This is a genomic window from Bradyrhizobium sp. (assembly GCF_019242285.1).
Taxonomy (GTDB): Bacteria; Pseudomonadota; Alphaproteobacteria; order Rhizobiales; family Xanthobacteraceae; genus Bradyrhizobium.
The window spans coordinates 1-3,387 of sequence record NZ_JAFAVV010000419.1; the positions used below are offsets into that span (position 1 = coordinate 1).

Below are 3,387 nucleotides of genomic sequence, written 5' to 3' on the forward strand. Positions count from 1 at the left end.
GGCTACGCCTGGGGAGCGATGCTCCATCTGGGACATTGCATTAAAAAGGTGTGTGAAGCCGGAACATCCGCTATGGACCGCCTCTTCTGATATCCGGGCGCTTGCGATGCTGTGACCGATCTGCACGCGGCAGCCCCTCTCAGCCAGCGCCCTGATAACGTCGAAACCGCCGGGAACTTCCGGCGCCACAGTCGCAATCACGATGTTGAACTTATCTGCCCAGCTTCTTGCGAGCGCGACATCGCCTTCGAGTATAAGAGAGACTTCCATTGCTCCTGGCTTGAGAGGGTTCACGAAAGGTCCCTCGAGATGTGCGCCCAAGACAACCGCCTCGCCCCGCCGCCGCGTCTGAGCGATCGAAGTGATGGCTGAGAGCGACTTCTCAATGACCGGAACCGGTCCGATCGTGGTTGTCGGCGCGATCGCAGTCGTACCGTGGGAGGCGTGGTAACGCACGAAGGTGCGAATACTTTCTTCACCTCCCCGCCAATCACCGCTTTTGCCGCCATGAACGTGAAGATCAATGAAACCCGGGAGAACGAAGGGAGCTTTCGGTACCGCTCCCGCTACCAAGATTCGACCGTCTATGCTAGAGATTATGCCGTCAACGAGATCCAATTTTCCAATTACCCAACCGTTGGGCGTTAGAATAGAACCTTCTAGCGATGTGGAAGGATTCATTCAGCTTGCTCCACTGCTTCACCGAAGAGAAGAGCGCGCTCTTCCGGCGCGCGTCCAGTCGCAACCAGCCAGCAACCGGTTAGCGCATCAACCTTTTCCTCGAGAATGCGGACGCCCGTCTTTTTGGAAAGCAACTCGCGGAGAGGGGGCATTAGGCCGCCCGTCCCGCAAAGGGGCGAATCAGAACCTGCGATGACTGCAATCAGTCCCGCGAGGTGCTCGATTGCGCGATCTCGTATACGTTGGGCAGTCTCAACTCCCGCAGAGGCCTGTTCCAGCACCATTGGAGCGAATGCAGCCAGGCGGTCAGGCCCGAGACCCCGCAACCATCCAAGCCGCAGCTTCTCGACACCACCAATTGCTCGCAGAGTCTCGCGACTGAGCGCATCTTTCGGCACAACGCCATCGAGTGCGGAAAAGCAATGGCGCAACGCCTTTCGGCCAATCCAGTTCCCGCTTCCCCGATTCCCGGCGATCCATCCCCATGCGTCGCGCTGAATCGACCAACCATTGGCGTACAACCGGTGCCCGGCGACACCGGTGCCGACGGTCATCAGGCTGCAAGGAGCTCCGAGGCCAGCTCCGATGAGCGCCGCGTAGCCGTCGCTCATTAAGCGGACCCGCGCGAAGGAAGAACAGGCATTCAAGAAATCCTTTCCAGCATCGATATACGTCCCCGCTGCGCCGACTGCAAAGATGACTCCTTCAAACTGCTCGTTGGGTCGACCGACAGCAGAGCAGCATTGTTTCCAGAGGCTGCCGACGGTCGAAACCGCTCTTTCCAAATTTGTCGAAGGATTGCATGGACCTCCGCTCGCGTCGGCGAGCGCTCTTCCTTGGCCGTCGACGAACCGCCCCCGGCTCCGGGAACCGCCGCCTTCCACGCAGAAGTAAAGTTCGACATCTTGATTCACACTCGACATCGCCGTCTTCGATCGCTGCCTGCTGGCGGGGCGTCACATTTCGATGGCGCGCCCGGTGCGAATACTCTCGTCTGCCGCAAGTACGATCCGAAGACTGTTAATTGCATCGCGCATGTGATTAGCCAGATCGTGCTTGCCATGAATAGCATCCAGTAAGAAGCGCTGCTTGCGCATGCTCATTCCGTCGTGATCGGGTTGATCGGCGATCAAAAACTCTTCGTCGGATTCAGCGAGCGATTGGTCAGATAACAATTTGGCATGATGCACGCGAATCGCTCCCGACTTCGCGTGTGTATGTATGTCGGAAGAAACCGCCGAAGTTGCACCCGCAGCCAGCATGTCTCGAGGGTCCTCGACTACAATATGTACCCCGCCCTTAGGTCCAAAGACGTCTTTGACAAAGAATGCGACTTCGCTGATCTGCGGACCCCAGGCAGCCTCGTACCAACCCACCGACCCGTCGTCGAACACGACCTGAAGTTGGCCGTAATTATACATATCAGGCGCAATCTCGTCGGTTAGCCGCGCACCGATTGCATGCACCCGCACAGGTTTTGCGCCAGTCATGTGACACATCATATCGACGTAGTGCACCCCGCAATCGACGATAGGCGATAATGATTTCATCAGATTTTTGTGCCATGTCCAGGCGGGTCCAATAGAGCGCTGGTTCAGGTTCATGCGCATAACCAGAGGTTTGCCGAGTCCGCGTGCCAAATCCATGAAACGGACCCAGGTGGGGCTGTGTCGTGGGCTCAGGCCCACCAGCAACTTGCGATTGTACGCTTCTGCCGCAGCCACGACCCGCTCGGCATCGGCAACGGTTTCGGCGATCGGTTTCTCAAGAAAAACGTGCGCTCCGGCCTGGAAGGCGCGTATCGCGAAATCCGCGTGGGTATCGGGCCAGGTGTTTACGGAAACGACATCGGGTTGCACCTTCGAGAGCGCATAACCAAATTCGGCGAAGCGCGCCACGTCGGGCCAAAGTTTAGCGATGTCGTGGCGTTTGGCAATAGAACGGCAGCACAAACCGGCCAGCTCGTAGCCATCAAGACGGTCATAGGCTTTGGCGTGGGTTACACCCATGTGGCCCAGGCCGACCACCAAGACTCGGAGTTTTTCGGGAATGGGTGTATTCATACAAATATTCGTTAACGGGTAAGTCGGGTGTAGGCTGCTGCGAGAAGAAGAATAATAGCGCCGTACAGGATCTGGCGAACCGGTTCGGGTGCGTCGAGCAGGGTTAGAATGCTGTTTAGCACAGTGAGAATTAACGCGCCGATAATAGTGCCCGAATATCCGCCTCGGCCGCCGAAAATAGAGGTTCCTCCGATGATGACCGCAGCCACTGAGGGCAAGAGATAAGGTTCGGCCAAGCTAAGCTCCGCGCTGTCGGTGCCGCCTGCAATCACGAGTCCGGCAGTAGCAGCAAGAAGGCTGCACGCTACATAGTTGACCACGATGACCTGCCACACACGAATGCCCGCTAAATTGCATGCCTCGCTGTTGTCCCCAATAGCATAGAGCAGCCGGCCATATCCTGTGCGACGCAGCATGAAAATAATGAACACGGCGATTGGCGCCCAAAGCAAGAGATCGCTTGGAATGCCCCCCAGGAATTTTCCAGCGCCAAGGTCCTCGATAAATTTTGGCACACGTGGAGGAGCCGCCATCATTTTCTGGCTGTAAACCACCAACATTCCTTCGGTCATCAACCCTGTTCCCAAGGTCATCACCAAAGGTTGGACGCGCAGCAGCGCGATGCCGACGCCGTTGATCAAGC

The 3,387-nt window shown here is 57.2% G+C and carries 4 protein-coding genes; all 4 read right to left on the minus strand.

Going from position 1 to position 3,387, the window contains the following annotated elements; all coding sequences use genetic code 11:
* The coding region (locus JOY90_RS16280) for an amidohydrolase family protein (protein WP_291692143.1) at positions 1 to 681 on the minus strand (681 nt) is incomplete at its 3' end.
* The gene (locus tag JOY90_RS16285; protein ID WP_291692144.1) at positions 678 to 1,604 is read right to left on the minus strand and encodes a BadF/BadG/BcrA/BcrD ATPase family protein; all 927 of its coding nucleotides are present in this window, start codon (positions 1,602 to 1,604) and stop codon (positions 678 to 680) included. The genes JOY90_RS16280 and JOY90_RS16285, both read right to left, overlap by 4 nt.
* 33 nt (positions 1,605 to 1,637) lie before the next feature.
* Complete coding sequence (locus JOY90_RS16290) at positions 1,638 to 2,744, minus strand: Gfo/Idh/MocA family oxidoreductase (protein WP_291692145.1); 1,107 nt, start codon at positions 2,742 to 2,744, stop codon at positions 1,638 to 1,640.
* An 11-nt stretch (positions 2,745 to 2,755) separates the two neighbouring features.
* A partial coding sequence (locus JOY90_RS16295) for an ABC transporter permease (RefSeq protein ID WP_291692146.1) occupies positions 2,756 to 3,387 on the minus strand: 632 nt, incomplete at its 5' end.

Excerpts from the sequence above, each read along its gene's own strand:
- JOY90_RS16285 (WP_291692144.1), bottom strand. The coding sequence starts at position 1,604 with ATGTCGAGTGTGAATCAAGATGTCGAACTTTACTTCTGCGTGGAAGGC.
- JOY90_RS16290 (WP_291692145.1), bottom strand. The coding sequence starts at position 2,744 with ATGAATACACCCATTCCCGAAAAACTCCGAGTCTTGGTGGTCGGCCTG.